Genomic DNA, 15,100 nt, shown 5'->3' with positions numbered 1-15,100 from the left:
GCGCTCCCGGCGGGTCCGCTGCGCTCCCCCGCCTGACGGTCCTTCCGGCTGCGCCTCCAGAACCGTTGGGGCCCGCTGGCGCGGGCCGGGCTGGCTACGAGGGGGTGGGTCGCTCGTTCGTGTGGGTTCCAATGTACCGCGTGCTCAGGTTGATGCAACATGTATCGTTGGCGAAAACACGGGACACCCCCCAACCACCCGGGTACCTCCCCGTAATTCCGAGAGGAACGACCGCAGATGACCGGTCACCACGAATCTACCGAACCCGATCCTGCGCTGAGCAGCGATTCTCTGCGCCGGGTGAGCCAGTATCAGACGGCAGGCGTTAACGCCCGGTTGAAGGTGTTCGCGCTCCTGGAGGTGCAGGGCGTTCCCGCGAGCGAGGCGGACGACCTGGTGGCCGCGCTGGAGGCCGGGGCGGTCGCCGGGGCGCAGTGCCAGGTGGTGGAGCTGGACGGCATGGCGCCGGCCTCTCGGGGCTCGCTGTTCGGGGACGGCTGGGATGACGGCGTCAGGGCCGTGAGCGAGGCCCTGGTGGGCATCGCGGACCGGGAGTGGTCCCGGCGCGGCGGCCGGTCGGTCGGGGCCGCTGAACTGGCCGTACACGTCGCGGACGTGAGGCAGCGTGAGCGGGCGGACCTGGTGAGGCTGGAGAAGTTCGTCCGGGAGAACATGCTGCCGCGCACCCACTCGCACACCACGGCGCGGCGGCGGGTGCTGGAGGCGCTGGGTGAGGCCGGCGGTCTGTGCACGGCTCGGACGCGGAATGCGGACGGAGACGTCATCGTCTGCACGCTCGATGCCGGGCACTACGACGTGGACGACAAGCCGCCGTTCAAGGACGGAAAGCCCGGCGGCTGGCACAAGGTGGATGCGTCGATCTGGAACGACCTGGGCGCGGCCTGCATTCCGCACGCGGCCCTCTGAAAGACCACAGGAATTCAGCGCTCGGGGAGACAAGGAAATGTCAGCGATTCAGCTCAAGGAACACCAGGTAGATCAGCGCTCCGCGTTTCGCAGGTGGGTGGGATTCCCTGCAAGGTCATCTGTGCCCCCGCAGGGTGCCCGTGCCACGATCGTGTCAGCGACCGGCTCGGGCAAGACGATCACGGCCGCAGCGTGCGCGCTGGAAGCGTTCGCGGACGGCCGGATCCTCGTGACCGTGCCGACCCTGGACCTGCTCGCCCAGACCGCCCAGGCGTGGCGCCTGGTGGGCCACCGGGCGCCGATGGTCGCGGTGTGCTCGCTGGAGAACGACGCGGTCCTCAACTCCCTGGGCGTGCGCACCACCACGAACCCGATCCAGCTCGCTCTGTGGGCCGGGCACGGGCCGGTTGTCGTGTTCGCCACGTACGCCTCTCTCGTGGACCGCGAGGACATCGACGCTCCCAAGGGCCAGCGGAAGGTGCGCGGGCCGCTGGAAGCCGCTCTGGCGGGCGGGGAGCGGCTCTACGGGCAGCGCATGGACGGCTTCGACCTCGCGATCGTGGATGAGGCCCACGGAACCGCCGGTGATCTTGGCCGTCCGTGGGCGGCGATCCACGACAACCAGCGGATCCCGGCGGACTTCCGTCTCTACCTGACCGCGACCCCGCGCATCCTCGCCGCGGCCCGCCCTCAGAAGGGTGCGGACGGCCAGGAGGCGGAGATCGCGACCATGGCCGACGACCCGAACGGAACCTACGGCGCGTGGATCGCAGAGCTCGGGCTGTCGGAGGCGATCGAGCGGGAGATTCTCGCCGGGTTCGAGATCGACGTGCTAGAGATCCGCGACCCCTCCCCCGTTCTGGGGGAGTCGGAGGAGGCGCGGCGGGGCCGGCGCCTGGCCCTGTTGCAGACCGCGCTCCTGGAGCACGCCGCCGCGCACAACCTCCACACCACCATGACGTTCCACCAGAGGGTGGAGGAGGCCGCCGCGTTCGCAGAGAAGCTCCCGGAGACGGCAGCCGAGCTGTACATGAACGACGCCACGGACGATGACCTGGCCGCCGCCGACAGGCTGCCGAAGTCCTCCATCGACGCGGAGTTCTACGAGCTGGAGGCCGGCCGCCATGTCCCGCCGGACCGGGTGTGGTCGGCGTGGCTGTGCGGCGACCACACCGTCGCCGAGCGGCGCGAGAAGATCCGCCAGTTCGCCAACGGCATCGACGCGGCCGGGCGCCGGGTGCACCGCGCCTTCCTCGCCAGCGTTCGCGTGCTCGGTGAGGGCGTGGACATCACCGGCGAGCGGGGAGTCGACTCGATCTGCTTCGCGGACACCCGCGGCTCTCAGGTGGAGATCGTGCAGAACATCGGCCGGGCGCTCCGGCTCAACAAGGACGGCAGCACGAAGGTGGCCAGGATCATCGTGCCGGTGTTCCTGGAGCCGAACGAGGACCCGACCGACATGGTGGCCAGCGCCAGCTTCCGCCCCCTTGTAGCGGTCCTCCAGGGCCTGCGCTCGCATGACGAACGACTCGTCGAGCAGCTCGCTTCCCGCGCGCTCACGAGCGGGAAGCGCAAGGTCCACGTCCGGCGTGACGAGGACGGACGGATCGTCGGGGCCGGCGGGGAGGGCGACGGCGAGGACCAGGAGGACGACGACACGCAGGCCGCCGCCGAAGCCGCGCTGCTCCACTTCTCCTCTCCCCGGGACGCGGCGACCATCGCGGCGTTCCTGCGCACCCGGGTCTACCGGCCTGAGTCCCTGGTCTGGCTGGAGGGCTATCAGGCCCTGCTGCGGTGGCGGGCAGAGAACGAGATCACCGGCCTCTGCGCCGTGCCCTATGACGTCGAGGTCGAGGTCGGCGTCACCAAGGACTTTCCGCTTGGCCGATGGGCGCACCAGCAGCGGAAGGCGCTGCGGGCCGGAGAGCTGGAGGAGCGGCGCAAGACGCTGCTGGACGCGCCGGAGGCCGGGATGGTCTGGGAGCCGGGCGAGGAAGCCTGGGAGAACAAGCTCGCCGCACTCCGGTCCTATCACCGGGCCACCGGGCACCTCGCTCCGCGTCAGGACGCCGTGTGGGGCGAGGGCGAGGCGATGGTCCCGGTCGGCCAGTACATGGCCAACCTGCGTCGGAAGGGCGGTCTCGGGAAGGATCCGAAGCGGGCGGAGGAGCGCGCGAAGCAGCTGGCCGCGATCGACCCGGACTGGAACTGCCCCTGGCCGCTCAACTGGCAGCGGCACTACCGCGTCCTCGCGGGCCTGGTCGACGCCGACGGCCACCTGCCCTACATCGCGCTGGGCGTCACCTTCGAGGGGGATGACATCGGAACGTGGCGGTGGCGGCAGCAGGAGCCGGGCACCTGGGCGCAGCTCCTGCCCGAGCAGCGGGAGCGGCTGGCCGCGTTGGGCGTACAGGGCGCCGCCCTCCCCGTGACGGCCGCCGCCCCGGCGGAGCTCCGTCCGGCGCTGGCGGCCGCCCTCAAGGGGCCGAAGAAGGCAGGGAGCAAGGCCGAGGCGGCGTTCCAGCGGGGCCTGGCAGCCCTGGCTCAGTGGGTGGAGCAGGAGGGACAGCGGTCCGTCCCGCGCGGCGCGGTCGTGGAGGTTGCGGTCGACGGCGAGGCGGAGCCGGTGCCGGTGAAGCTGGGGGTCTGGCTCTCGAACACCAAGTCGAGGCGGGACAAGCTCACCACGGAGCAGCGCGCCGCCCTCGCGGCGCTGGGCATGGAGTGGGCGGGCGTGGTGCCGCCCATCGAGGTCGCCCCGGCGCAGCCCGTGCCGTCGGCGGCCCCGACGGAGCGGCAGCCGTGGGACCACCACGAGGAGTGCGACAAGCCGCAGTACGAAGGCGGGGCCTGTACCTGCGCCCTCATCGAGCGGTACGGACCGAACTCCGAGCGCGACGACTACTGACCGCCCCCTCGGCTTCTGACTGGACCCCGGGCGCGCCGACAGGGCCCGGGGTGCCGTGCGGCTTCATGCTCCAGCGCGGGCCTGGTCGCGGCGTTGTTGGCGTGCCGCGCGAAGGGCAGCACGCTGTTCGGGCTGGACGTAGACGACGAAAACGGCTTCCTGGATCAGCGAAGCCACGTCGTCCACCTCCGCGTAGGAGAAGGCCAGCCCATCGTGAAGGCTCCAGTTGCCCAGAGTCCGGGCTTCGTCGAGGTCGCGGACGACGTCGGCAGGTACGCCCCTGTTGGTCAGGTCGGCAATCTTGTCCTTGAGGTTCCGCCCGGTGGCGCTGCGGTCTTTGCAGAGTTCTTCCACGGCCGCCCGGTACATCGCTGCTGCTGCCCGCAGCGCGCCGGCCTCCTGACATCTGGTGCCTTCACTGAAGAGGTCGCGGACCTCCTGCGGGGCGGCTTCGTCGAGGGTCTGCGCCGACCGTCGAGGATGTACCAGGACCAGAAGCCGTGGCTTGGATGCCCTTTCCTTGACCGCTTCGGCGAAGCCATCGAGGTCGTCACCTTTGGGCAGGTCCGGACCCCAGTGCTGGTGCACCACGGCGGTCTTCCGACAGTTCTGGCAGGACAGGACGTGCTGGACAACGCGGAAGACGTCGTCCTTGGGCCGCGGCTCCGCGCTGGTGCTGGCACCGCTGAAATCTGCACCTGAGCGGGCGGCGAAGGGCCTGTCCTTCAAGGCCGGCCAGACATCGCGTCGACTGACGTGGTCGAACGCCACGTTCAGCTTGCAGTTCGGGCACTCGCCAGTCGGCGTGCGGGTGTCGATGGCCTCGATCGTGACACGGCTGCGCTCACTCATTTGCCAAGCGTTTCATCTGACTGCGCTGCCACGCCTGTGATTTGTACGGCTGGAATCGATGGAGCGGATACTGCCAAGCCGCCGCTACTCAGTGGTGTGGTCCGCCGCAGCCGGACCTCTCCCCGCCGATGTTCCCCGCCTGACACCGCGGCGCGGCGGCCCGGCCGACGCGCAACCGGCTGAGCGCGCCCCGATCCCCGGCCACGGCCGCACCGCCCGTCCCTTCCTCCTTCACTCCAGCCAAGGGACATGGGCAGAGCGGCCGCAACGGGGATGTCAGCAGGCCGACCATGGCAGAACGGCGTGGTGACCTGCGCGGACACGGGGGGCGGTCCTGCAGGCCGCGCAACACCTAGCGCAACCCTTGGCGCAACATCCAGCGCAACAGATAGGCGCAACCCTCAGCGCAACCTCGTGCTCCTGGTCGACCGGGGCGACCGGTCACGCGGAGCGTCCTCTTCGGCTACAGCCCGAACTGGCTCATCAGGTCCGCGCACAGTTCGTCAGCACTGCTGCGTCCTTCGTCATCCGCCGCCGCAGGGGAGAGCACGGTGTGAGCGGGCTGGAGATGGTGGGGCCTGCGGGTGTACAGCGGCTCCGTCTCCGCCCCATCTCCCCAGGCTGAGGTGAGCGGTGTCATGGCCCTGGGTCCGTCTGGAGAGATGATCAGCGAAGTCAGTTGCAGGGTGCTGTCCAGGCGCAACTTTCGCTGGTGCTCCTGCGCGGTGGCGATGAAGTCGTAGCAGCATGCCGTCACCAAGCGCTCGGATACTTGGAGGACGTCGTCTTGTCCTGGGAGCTCCTCGCCCCCCGCGCGGATGAAGGACAGATTGGCGGCCATCACCACGGTGCCGTCGTAGTGCAGCTCAGTGATGATCTCTCGGTTCATGGATGACTGGAGGTTGTTGCACACCCAGCGGCGCAGGCCGGGGCGCGGGTTGAGTCGGGTGTCCGGCCCCATCCCGACCAAGGGGCCTGGCACCAGCTCTCTCGCGTGCAGAACGCGGGCTAGTGTCTTGGCGGCCTCCAAGACCTCCCGTGCCTGATCTCGGCTCATCGTGTAGGCCCCGCGTGGCAGGGGCCTCTGGGGTCGGGAGACCGCGATGAACCAAGCTGAGGGCACGTGGGCGTGCGCGGTGACGGTCTGGGTGGTGAAGTCGATGTGGCGCTGGATCTCTTCTTCTGCCCGGCCGACGCGGGCGAAGCGGTCGCGGTAGGCCCGTTCGATCTGGTGCTCTGCCATCCAGGCGGTGTGGTCGTTGTCCCGGTAGGGGACGACCGCAGCCTGCTGTTCCTTGTCGCGTGCTGCGCCGCCGTACACGAAGTGCGGTGCCATCTCGCTGGCCGGCACATCGACGACCAGGACGGTCTTCGTCCCGTCGGTCAGCTCGAGTATGTCCAGGTCCGGCAGGTAGGGCTGGACGTGGTTGCGGATCCACTGGGCGTACTGCTGCCGGTTGACCTCGTCGGGGTCGATGCCCGTCAGGACGGTCGTCTTGTCCTGGACCCCGAAGATGATCAGTCCGCCACGGGTGTTGGCCATGGCGGTGATGTCCTTGGCGAACTCGTTCCAGCGACCGTCCCGGGGCGGTTGAGGAAGCATTTCCTTCCAGTCCAGGTCGTCGGACTCCTCCAGGTTGTCCGCTGCGGCCTGGCGGACCATGTCGAAGGTGAGGGGCCCGGGCGGGCAGCCGAGGTGTTCGTGGAGTCTTGTCCATGTGCGTGCCATGCGCGGCAGCGTAGAGGGCGTATCGAACTCTGTCAGAGACGCTTTCCCCCTCGCGGTGACGGGCGGTGATCAACCACGCCAGGAAACCCGCCGTCAGAACAAGGCCCTCGTGCTGCCGTGCGTTGTCGGCGCCCTCCCAGGCCAGCGGGACGTGTGGCGCGACAGGTCGACTCGCCTCAGCGTCGGTAGGTCAGACGGCCCCAGTGACGGGCGCGGCGTCTAGGCGGTCCAGGCGTTCGTAGAGGGCGCGGATGAGGCGGGCGCGGTTCTGGACGCAGCGCACGGTGCCGTCGATCGGCACGGACAGCCGGCCTTCTGCCTCGCGCAGGACGACGTCGGCGAGCGCTTTAGGTCCGCTGTCCTTGGGCAGCTGGTCGGCGCGTCGGCGGACGTCGGAGGCGACGGCGCGGGCGTGGCCGGTGAGCTGGAGGGCGATCTGCTCCAGGTCCCGGGCGGTGAGGGCGTCCTGGTCGGTCCACGCGAGGACGGCCTTGACGAGGCTCTCGTACGGCTCGCGATCGAGCGGGAGCCCGGCTTCGATCAGGCCGTCGGGGTCGTGCAGGACCGTGTGGGCGCTGGTGTGCATGGCGGGCCTCGATGCCGGGAGCGTCGTGTGCGGGTGGCCGGCGGTCACCGCTGGGGGTCCTCGCCGCCGTCGGCTCCGTCGTCCTGGTCCTCGTTGTGCTGGCCGAGGAACCGGGCGAAGCCGCGGTCCGCGCGGGCCAGCAGGGCCGGGGAGGGGACGCCGTAGGCGGGCGACTGGAGGCCGCGGCCATCCCGGGCCGGGGCGGTGGAGTCGGTGTATGCGCGCAAGGGGCCCCGCCTTTCCGGCTGGTGGTCCGTCGGTGCCGTCGACGCTACGCACCTGTGGTCCGGGCGCTCAATGAAGTTGCGGAGAATTGCGGGACTTCACTCCAGGGCGTCGATCGCGGCCTCGATGAGGGCGCGGGCGGCGTCGCCGTAGACAGCCATTTCCGCGAGGCCGGTGAACGCCCTGACGTAGTCGGCGAGCTCGCGCGGCTGCGTCACCTTGATCTCCGCCGTCAGCGTCTCCACCACGGCCATGGTGTCGTCGTGGACGTAGAAGGCTTCCAGCGGCCACACGGTGCGCTGCGCGGTGAACGGGATGATCCCGAGCGAGACGGACGCGAGCGGCATCACGGCCAGGAGGTGGCGCAGCTGCCCGCGCATCGCCTCGGGGTCGGCGGTGCGGAAGCGCAGGACGGACTCCTCCATGAGCACGACGTAGCGGTGTCCGCCTTCGTAGAGGAACCGGGAGCGGGCGACGCGGGCGGCGACGGCTTCGGCGACGTCGTCGGGGGTGCCTTGGAAGCGTGTGATCTGCTGCATGAGGGCGGTGGCGAACGCCGGCGTCTGGAGGAAGCCGGGCGGCACGTTGGAGAGGTAGACCCGGCAGTGGCGGGTCTGCTCATGGAGGGCGAGCCAGTCCTCCTGGACCTTACGCATGCCGCCCTGGTGCAGGCGGCGCCACTCCATGTACATCGAGTCGACGGCGCGGGCGGTGGCGATGAGGTCGTCGGCCTGGTCGTCCGCGCCGCACGCCGAACACCAGGTGCGGATGTCGCTGTCGGAGGGCGCGGCCGCGCCTTTTTGGATGCGGGTGGTCTTGGCGGGGTGCCAGCCGCACCGGGCGGCGAGTTCCTTCCCGGTGAGGCCGGCGTCCTTGCGCAGGTGCGTGAGCCGCACGGCGAGCGCCTCGCGGGCCGCCTGAGCGCTGGACGAGGGGGAGGCGGTCGACATGAGGTGCGTGGCCCCTGGGGTTGTGCGTCGGTCAGATGCGGTAGTCGGCGTGGTCGGTGGCCAGGTCCCACACCGAGCGGAACGCCTCCACGCACAGCTTGATGGCCTGCGGGTCGTCGGTGTGGTCGGGCTCGAGGGACTGGCCGTCGCCGGAGAACAGGTTCCAGCGCACGAGGCGGTCGTCGATGAGCCAGAAGTCGTTGCCGGGCAGGGCGAGGGTGGAGGCGCGGCGGCGGGGCAGCCAGCGGACCTGTTCGCCGGCGCGGCAGTTGGCGTCGGTGATGGCGTGCTCGAAGCGGATGTAGTCGGTGACAGGCTCGGACACGATCCGGGCCCGGCAGACCTTCACCCCGCGGGCGACGGTCCGCTCCACCAGCGGCAGCCACCCGCTCCAGTACTCCGAGTCGTCCGCGGGCACGCTCCCGTCCCGCAGGAACGCCTCGAAGACCTCGCGCTCCTCCCCCACGGCGTAGACGTCGCGGAGCTCCAGGTGCAGGGCGTGGGTCCGGGCGGAGTCGAGCAGATCCTCAAAGCTGGGTGCCGGCGGCCTCTGCGGCATCGCACGCCCTCCTGATCTGCTCCACCATGCTGAGCGGGATCCGGACGATCCCCTCGTCGTCTGCGGGCGGACTGTCCTGACTGCAGGTGGCCCGGGTCGCCTCGTCGGCGAACTTGCCCTGCAGAACCAGTTCCGGGCCCTGGGCGGTGTCGGTGTCCACCCACACCGCAGGGCAGTTCCCTCCGCCCGAGTTCGGGTCCGTGCCGAAGAAAAGTAACGCCATGATCCCCTCCGAAGCGAGCCGGTTGCGCGTAGTTGCGTGACGACCGTCCCGCGCCCTGCGCGCCCGGTCAATACCGCGGATCGGCGGACCACCGCCGTGCCATCCGGACGGGTGATTTCCCTTCGCGTACGCGGGCGCAGTCCTAGCGGAGCGCGACCAACTTGTCTGTTTTCGAAGACTCTTGACAGCTTTTCATGTGTTCTGCCATGTTCTGTCCGCCGCTTCCGGCGAACGAGCGAGAGGTGATCTCATGCGACGAACCGAGTACGACGCGGGACAGGCCGCCAAGCGCCTGAAAGTGCCCGTAACGGCCTTCCGGTGGGCCCGTCACACCGGGCTCATCCCCGAGCCAGACGTCACGTCCTCCCAGTGGTCCCGTGCCGTAGTGGAAGCGATGGACGCCGCCGCCATCGACGCCGCTATGCCCACCTGGCCCATCTCCGGCAGTGCGGCGGCCGACCGGATCGCCACAGCGCTCGGCACCCCCAACGTCTCGGGCCTCAAAACCGTCGTAACCGCGTTCGTGGTGCGCCGGTTCGTCGACCGCGGCCTCCTGGTTGACCTGAGCGCCACCCCGGACGGAACGCTGCACCACCCCGACCAGGTTGCGGAGGTCTGCCGCCGCGAGGACCTGGCGGACCTGGTCGCCGCCGACACCCCGCTCGGACCCGAGCAGGCTGCCGCCCGCCTTCGGGTCCGCCGCGCCGATTTCGACCACATGGTCCGGCTCGGATGGGTCCGCTCCCCGCAGTCGATCGAGGTCCGCTTCGGCACCAGCCGGGCCGGAGCCGTCGACGTCGCGCTCTACACCACGGCCTCCATCGACGCGGTCGTCCCCTCCCACCCGGAGGTCGACTGGGAGCACTTGCGCACGGTGGAGAAGGGCCGGCGCTCGCCGCTCGCGGCGCTGCGCCCGGAGCCAGCGCCCGTACCGGCGTAAGCCTCCGAGGTCCTCGCGACCGCCCGCGCTCCACGCCGTCCAGAAGGGCGGCCCAGGGCGCGGGCGTTCTCCTGGCGTGCCGCTCCCGCGTGCCCGGCAGTCGCCCCTGTCCGGTTCCTGGTCACTTCCTGCCGACGGGGCGGGCGTCCAGCGCCGCGCGCAGGCGCTCCGCGATGAGCTGGTACTGCTGGACGAAGTCAGGGTCCTTCAGCTGGTCGGGCTCGGGCAGCTGCTTGTGCGGGAGGGGCCGGCGCCCGGCGAGCGACCAGCCCAAGGGGCGCAGCCCGGCGCGGTTCATGTCCCGATCGACGCCCTCCAGGTAGTCCGCGTCGACGGGCAGCTCCCAGTTCGACTGCCAGATCACCCCGTCCAGGGCGATGGGGAGGTGCGGGGATCCGAAGAGGAAACCCAGACAGCGCTCCCTCAGAACCGCCGCGCTCTGCTCGGGGCTCAGCGGGACACCCTTCTCTTCACCGCCGGGACCAGGGAGCACGGTCCTGCAGTCGGTGTCCGGGAAGACGTCGATCTCACCGAGAACGGCATGCGCCGTCGCGATATCACGGTCGGGGTAGGACCAGTGCCTCGGCAGGAGGACGATCACGTCGTAGGCGCCGATGGCGTCCGCCACCGCCGCCGCGAGCGGGCTGCGGTCGGTGAGCGGGAAGCCGCGGTTGTTCTCCTGCGCGGGGTGGCGGGTTTCCCACATGCAGGTGTGGCGGGTCAGGAGGCCGGGGCCGTCCGGCGAGGACCACAGCGTGCTGGTCGTCGGCTCCGGCGGGGTGGCCGGCTCGATCTCCTTCTTGCGGCGCCCCCGGCTGCCGGGCCGCATGGTCCAGCGCCAGTAGTCCTCGGCTTCCTCCAGGAGCAGGACCCGCTGTCCGCTGTATGCCCAGGCCGCCGCGATCCCGCCGACCAGGTGGTAGAGGTTCCCCGAGCGCTCCGCCAGGAACCGCAGGACGTGCGGTGGGCGCGGCGCGTCGTTGGTCGCCGCGCGGCGCAGGGCTTCGGTGTACTTGCCCCCGCTCCGGCTCGCCCGGCGGGCGGTCTGCGCGGCGGTGGACTGGTTCTTCGGCATGACGTACTCCTCTGCCGGACCGGGCCACGCCCCCGGGACCGGCTCGTACGACTGCCGTAGACCACGACGGAACGCAGAACGGTTGGGAGCGGGCCCCGCAGGACCTTGACCTCCGCGTCCGGCGGCGTGGCTCCGGAAGCGGGCGGTGATCGGCAGTACGCCACTAGCCGGGCAGGATGCTAACCGGCATGGCAGCACCGGTCGAAGCCACGAGCCGCCGGTTCCCTCGAACGGGCGAGGTCTCCTGCGGCCAGCCGGTACTTCAGGACCGCTGGCGGAACCATCCGCGGCCCCGGTCCGGCTCAGGATCGTCCTGCGGCTCCGGCGGTGCGGCGGCCTCGAGGTGGGCGGCTTCGGCGGCGGCTTCCTCGCGGGCGACGTCGTCGGAGCGGCACGGGCCGCACACGGACTTGTCCCCGGCCCGTACGGCGGTCCGGTGCACGGTGATCTCCTCCCAGCGTTCGTCCGTGAACTTCCGCCCGCACCGCGTGCACACCGGCCGCTCCGCCTCCCGCCGGGCCCCGCGGCCGCCGCTACTCGGTGGTGTGCTCAGGGTCCGGCAGTTGGGGCGGGAAATGGCGCTCCAGGATTTCCACCCACCGGTACAGGACCACGAAGCCGGTGGTGTCGGCCTGCGCCTGGACCAGCTCGGTCAGGGCGTCGACGAACGGCTGGGCGGGGCTGTCCGGCGGCAGGGTTTCGGCAGCCTGCTTCAGCCGCTCGTGCACGGTCGGGAAGAGCTCCTTGGCCCACTCGTCCTGTTCCTTGATACGCCGGGAGCCTGCCTCCAAGCTGATCTGCATGACGGTCCACTCCGGACAGTCGGAGGTGTGCCAGATCTCGTACGGCGTGCCGCCCGCGACGCGGACGTTCTCCCGGGCGGGGCCCGCTGTGCAGTCCGGGCACAGTTCACCCGGCGTCTCCGCGAAACCGTTCTTCATCTTTTCGCTCCCTCCGCCTGGAAGGTCACGAGCCTGCCACGGAAGATCATGCGGCGACCAGGGCTTTGCCGCAGCAGCACCCCAGCTTGGTGGCCTCACGGTATGGCCATCAGCAGGGGTGCTCGTCCAGGGTGGGGCGATGAGCGCGCTCCGACCCGGTGACATCACCGACGAAATGATCCAGGCCATGGACAGGGCCAAGCGGCAGGGACTGCAGAAGGACCTGCGCGCCCTCGCGGCGAACATCCGCGCCGACGCCGAAGGCCGCTACGACAGCGCGGAGCCCGGGTGGCGCTCCGGTGTCGAGTGGACGCTGCTGTGGATCGAGAACACCGCCGCCCAGTTGACCGAGGACAGGCCGGGCGCCGGGGCCGGCGGCCGGGATCAGGACGTGTCGCCGGAGTAGTAGAAGCGGCAGCTCACTCCCGGGCCGGCGGCCGGGCGCGGGTCGTCGGGGAGCGGGTCGTACAGCGCCCGGCCGCCGGGCCACCGCCCCAGCTCGGTCATCAGGGCGACGCCGTCGTCTATCTCTTCCGGCCGCCAGCCCGTGATGTCGAGCAGCAGGCCGTCCAGCGGGCCGCCGACCAGCGCGGCGTACGTCTGGTGCGGCAGCGGGCCCGGGTTGGGGTCGTCGTGGTCGCGGCCGTACACCCGGCCGCGCAGCAGCTGCTCGTCACCATCGTTCATCCGACCAGCCTCCCAGCCGCCACCGACAGCTGGACAGAGCCGGCGGGCCCGGCCTGGGTGGAGGCCGGGCCCGCTGCGCTCACCGCGGCTTGGGCAGCGCCGTCAGCGCCCGCCGATCCTCACCGCGGCCAACGACCCGCCACACCGGCCGGTCGGCCCCGTCATGGGTGAGCTGGTGCAGGGTCGTCGTCGCCACGGTGATCCGCCAGTTCGGCCGGGCACGGTCGTGGAAGGCGGCCTCCCTCGTGTCTGGGGCCGCGCGGCGTGGGGCGGGGGCGAAGACGAACAGCAGCGGTGGAAAGGGCCGCTCCAGCGACGGCCCGGCGTAGGTCTCCTGCCAGTGGCTGCGCGGGACGCGGGCGGCGTTGCCGCGCCCGGACGCGGGGGCGCCGCGGTAGGACTCGTAGCGCTCCAGCTTGGCGAGCAGGCGCGCGTAGGACATGGTGCGGTCGATCTCCACGAACGCGCTGGAGCCGTCGGCCAGGAGCGCCACGGCGTCGGGCACGAGGTTCCCGGCCGGGGTGGGGTGGGCGACTTCCACCCGCCAGTCGGCATGGTCGGCCATCTCCGCCTGGTGGAAAGCGATGACGGTGTCGACCAGGGCGAGGCCGTGCTCGCGCAGGCCCGTCTTGCTGGCCGCGATGCGCTTGCCTGTCGTCCGGCCGGGCGTCGGCGCGAGCTCACCGGAAGCGGCGGCTTCAGCTAGACCCGCCGGGGTGCAGTACCAGTAGCTCTGCTGGGCGCGGTGGGTCCGGCCGACCAGGGCCGGGGATTCGGCGAGCAGGTTGCGCAGCGCGCGGCGCACGTGGTCGGTGTCCTGCTGATGGGGCAGCAGCAGTGCCTTGAGCTGGCGGGGTGTGGCCAGGCGCAGCTGGGCGAGGGAGAGCAGGACCTCGCCGCGGAGGTCCGCGCCGGCCTTCGTCGCCGCGGCCTTCCGGGGCCGGGACGCTTCTCCAGGTACATCAGTACTTAGAGAAGAGGAGTTGCAACCGGCCGGAGCAGGCGAATCGGGGGTCTGATCAGCAACAACCGTCAGTCGGCGGCTGGAAGCTGCGGGGCTGGGAGCGGGGCTTGTCGCGGGGCTTGTCGTAGGGCCCGCCGTCGCAGCAGTGTCCGCCGGGGACGGTGGAGTGTGCGGGTCGGGTGCGGTGGTCATGGCGTCCTCGGGTTTCTCCGGCCGCACAAGGCCGGGTCGGCAGTCGTCCGGCCCGCGCGGATCTGCGCACGGGCCGGAGCCACCGTGTGAAGCCACCCCTTGACCGCGGTCTGACGGCCACCAACAACCTGCGCCCGATTCCTCCTTGACCGCCCCTTGCAGTCCGAGTTTGTCCGTGACCGGAGTCACTCCCCACCGCCTCCAGGAGCGCGGCCTCTGTCCACAGGGCCGCAGATCGAGCCTGTCCTCGAGGCCGCTGCGATCAGCGTGGCGGCCCGTCGATGAGGAGTTGTCATGCCGCAGAACCCCGCTGATGCATTGTCCGAACCGCTGACCAGGGAAGCAGTGGCGAGTGCCTTCGACTACCTCCGGGCGGTCCAGGCCGGTGACACCCGGACCGCCGGCGACCTCCTCGTCGCCGAGCCGCGGATGCCGGCCTTCCTCACCGGCATCGCCGAAGGGATCGTCGAGGCGGGCACCTCGCTGCCCGGCCCGGACGACGACGCGCCGACATGGGACTCCTTCACCCTGGAGGCGCTCGGCAAGGTCTTCCTGCGTGCCCTGCGCCGCTGGCAGCAGGCCGGACCGGACGCCGCCCCGGGCATCGCTCAGACGGTCATCGACTTCGCCACGGCGATCCTCTGCGAAGAGCACGACGACATCGCCCACGCCTTGGACGTCTACGAGTTGTGCGCGAAGGGCCAGCTGCTCCTGGACGCGCGGGCCGCATCGGCCGCGGCCTACCCGGTGGACACCACCACCCCGTAGCGCGCACCAGGTAAGCCCGCGCTCATCTCCCCGCCAGCAATCACGTCCTGGGGCCCTCCGATCAACGAGACGGCCCGTACATGAGGAGCAACCTATGCCCGAGACCATCACCATGCCGCTCGCCCCGATGGAGCCGAACGACGTCGCCGACGCTTTCGCCTACATCCGGGCCCGTCTCGTCGGCGACATCGACACCGCCGGTGCGATCGCCGACGACACCGGCCCGGAGCAGCTGCACCGGCTGCTCGTGGACGTCGCCGCGCGCGTCTTCATCCCGGTCACCGCCGCCGACGAGCACGATGGAGAGCCGTGCGCGCACTCCTTCCTGGCCGCCGCACTCGGACGGCTGCTGCTGGAGCTCCTGTGCCACGGCGTGTGCCTGAACAGCCTGACGGGCGCCGCCGACACCATCACCCGCTTCACCGACAACATCCTCACCGAGGACGGCGACGTCGCCGGCGTCCTGCGCCAGCTGGAGGCTGCGGGGATGCGGCAGGCGATGGAGGCGCACCCGGCGCACCGCACCACCGCGTAGAGCGCACCTCCGGGACGTCGGTGGTGCGGTCCGGCGCGC

Annotated in this window: 18 protein-coding genes; 6 read left to right on the top strand and 12 right to left on the bottom strand. The window is 70.8% G+C overall.

Translation table 11 applies throughout. The features are described from left to right. Positions 1–237 precede the first annotated feature (237 nt). Positions 238–927: a hypothetical protein gene (locus KUM03_RS07120; protein ID WP_217246158.1), complete on the top strand. Its 690-nt coding sequence runs from the start codon at positions 238–240 to the stop codon at positions 925–927. Positions 928–964: 37 nt separating this feature from the next. Further along, positions 965–3,835, top strand: a complete 2,871-nt coding sequence (locus KUM03_RS07115) for a DEAD/DEAH box helicase (RefSeq protein WP_217246157.1) — start codon at positions 965–967, stop codon at positions 3,833–3,835. A gap of 63 nt (positions 3,836–3,898) precedes the next feature. Here the strand turns inward: KUM03_RS07115 and KUM03_RS07110 are convergent, their stop codons facing one another. From KUM03_RS07110 to KUM03_RS07080, 7 genes are all read right to left on the bottom strand, one after another. Further along, on the bottom strand, positions 3,899–4,687 hold the full coding sequence (locus tag KUM03_RS07110; protein WP_217246156.1) for a DUF4145 domain-containing protein: 789 nt from the start codon (positions 4,685–4,687) through the stop codon (positions 3,899–3,901). Between the two features lie 463 nt (positions 4,688–5,150). Next, entirely contained in the window at positions 5,151–6,416 is a 1,266-nt protein-coding gene (locus KUM03_RS07105) for a helix-turn-helix domain-containing protein (RefSeq protein WP_217246155.1), read from the bottom strand. Between the two features lie 190 nt (positions 6,417–6,606). Further along, a complete protein-coding gene (locus tag KUM03_RS07100; RefSeq protein WP_217246154.1) occupies positions 6,607–7,002 on the bottom strand; it encodes a DUF6415 family natural product biosynthesis protein in 396 nt (131 codons plus the stop codon). Positions 7,003–7,046: 44 nt separating this feature from the next. Continuing rightward, the gene (locus tag KUM03_RS07095) at positions 7,047–7,229 is read right to left on the bottom strand and encodes a hypothetical protein (protein ID WP_217246153.1); all 183 of its coding nucleotides are present in this window, start codon (positions 7,227–7,229) and stop codon (positions 7,047–7,049) included. Positions 7,230–7,325: 96 nt separating this feature from the next. Next, a complete protein-coding gene (locus tag KUM03_RS07090; protein ID WP_217246152.1) occupies positions 7,326–8,177 on the bottom strand; it encodes a helix-turn-helix transcriptional regulator in 852 nt (283 codons plus the stop codon). Between the two features lie 31 nt (positions 8,178–8,208). Beyond that, positions 8,209–8,736 (bottom strand): DUF6879 family protein, encoded by a 528-nt coding sequence (locus tag KUM03_RS07085; protein WP_217246151.1) that lies wholly within the window; start codon positions 8,734–8,736, stop codon positions 8,209–8,211. Beyond that, on the bottom strand, positions 8,705–8,959 hold the full coding sequence (locus KUM03_RS07080) for a hypothetical protein (RefSeq protein WP_217246150.1): 255 nt from the start codon (positions 8,957–8,959) through the stop codon (positions 8,705–8,707). The genes KUM03_RS07085 and KUM03_RS07080 overlap by 32 nt, the downstream gene beginning before the upstream one ends. Before the next feature lie 250 nt (positions 8,960–9,209). On the opposite strand from KUM03_RS07080, the gene KUM03_RS07075 reads away from it, so the two are divergent. After that, on the top strand, positions 9,210–9,899 hold the full coding sequence (locus KUM03_RS07075; protein WP_217246149.1) for a hypothetical protein: 690 nt from the start codon (positions 9,210–9,212) through the stop codon (positions 9,897–9,899). 121 nt (positions 9,900–10,020) lie between these two features. Here KUM03_RS07075 and KUM03_RS07070 read toward each other — a convergent pair whose 3' ends face one another. From KUM03_RS07070 to KUM03_RS07060, 3 genes are all read right to left on the bottom strand, one after another. Then, positions 10,021–10,974 carry a hypothetical protein gene (locus KUM03_RS07070; RefSeq protein ID WP_217246148.1) on the bottom strand — a complete coding sequence of 318 codons (954 nt, stop codon included), beginning with the start codon at positions 10,972–10,974 and terminating at the stop codon, positions 10,021–10,023. Positions 10,975–11,236: 262 nt separating this feature from the next. After that, on the bottom strand, positions 11,237–11,470 hold the full coding sequence (locus KUM03_RS07065) for a hypothetical protein (RefSeq protein WP_308406274.1): 234 nt from the start codon (positions 11,468–11,470) through the stop codon (positions 11,237–11,239). A 37-nt stretch (positions 11,471–11,507) separates the two neighbouring features. Next, complete coding sequence (locus KUM03_RS07060; RefSeq protein ID WP_217246147.1) at positions 11,508–11,915, bottom strand: hypothetical protein; 408 nt, start codon at positions 11,913–11,915, stop codon at positions 11,508–11,510. A gap of 139 nt (positions 11,916–12,054) precedes the next feature. On the opposite strand from KUM03_RS07060, the gene KUM03_RS07055 reads away from it, so the two are divergent. Beyond that, positions 12,055–12,321 carry a hypothetical protein gene (locus tag KUM03_RS07055; protein ID WP_217246146.1) on the top strand — a complete coding sequence of 89 codons (267 nt, stop codon included), beginning with the start codon at positions 12,055–12,057 and terminating at the stop codon, positions 12,319–12,321. Here KUM03_RS07055 and KUM03_RS07050 read toward each other — a convergent pair. Together KUM03_RS07050 and KUM03_RS07045 are read right to left on the bottom strand one after the other, a co-directional pair. After that, complete coding sequence (locus tag KUM03_RS07050; protein ID WP_217246145.1) at positions 12,300–12,602, bottom strand: hypothetical protein; 303 nt, start codon at positions 12,600–12,602, stop codon at positions 12,300–12,302. The two genes, KUM03_RS07055 and KUM03_RS07050, sit on opposite strands and share 22 nt — an antisense overlap. A gap of 79 nt (positions 12,603–12,681) precedes the next feature. Then, positions 12,682–13,758, bottom strand: coding sequence for a replication-relaxation family protein (locus KUM03_RS07045; RefSeq protein ID WP_217246144.1), 1,077 nt, complete (start codon positions 13,756–13,758; stop codon positions 12,682–12,684). Positions 13,759–14,052: 294 nt separating this feature from the next. On the opposite strand from KUM03_RS07045, the gene KUM03_RS07040 reads away from it, so the two are divergent. Next, the gene (locus tag KUM03_RS07040) at positions 14,053–14,526 is read left to right on the top strand and encodes a hypothetical protein (RefSeq protein ID WP_217246143.1); all 474 of its coding nucleotides are present in this window, start codon (positions 14,053–14,055) and stop codon (positions 14,524–14,526) included. A 94-nt stretch (positions 14,527–14,620) separates the two neighbouring features. Beyond that, positions 14,621–15,061, top strand: a complete 441-nt coding sequence (locus KUM03_RS07035; protein WP_217246142.1) for a hypothetical protein — start codon at positions 14,621–14,623, stop codon at positions 15,059–15,061. Positions 15,062–15,100: the final 39 nt, after the last annotated feature.

Source organism: Streptomyces sp. AC602_WCS936, assembly GCF_019049125.1.
GTDB lineage: Bacteria > Actinomycetota > Actinomycetes > Streptomycetales > Streptomycetaceae > Streptomyces.
Note: the sequence above shows the minus strand (reverse complement) of the source record. Positions and strands in the feature narration are given on the sequence as shown.